Source organism: Mycobacterium arosiense ATCC BAA-1401 = DSM 45069, from assembly GCF_002086125.1.
In the GTDB taxonomy this organism is placed as follows: Bacteria; Actinomycetota; Actinomycetes; order Mycobacteriales; family Mycobacteriaceae; genus Mycobacterium; species Mycobacterium arosiense.
In genome coordinates, this window is sequence record NZ_MVHG01000379.1 from 1 (window position 1) to 240 (window position 240).

Annotated in this window: 1 protein-coding gene; it reads left to right on the forward strand. The window is 63.8% G+C overall.

From position 1 onward, the window contains the following. Positions 1-240, forward strand: a 240-nt coding sequence (locus BST14_RS28910) for a P-loop NTPase family protein (RefSeq protein ID WP_142279735.1), incomplete at both ends; no start/stop codon positions are given.

The window sequence follows — 240 nt, forward strand, 5'->3', positions numbered from 1 at the left end:
GTTCGAGGTGACACCGAAAGAGCGCGAGCTGATCGACATCTGCAAAGAGGAGAAGGCACAGGGTCGCAAGGTCCTGGCCTACACGGTCTATACCGGCACGCGCGACACCACGTCGCGCTTGAAGGTGCTGCTGGAGCAGGAAGGTTTTCGGGTGGCGGTGCTGCGCGCAAGCGTGGACGCCAGCCGCCGCGAGGACTGGATCGCCGAGCAACTGGACCGTGGCATCGACGTGCTCATCAC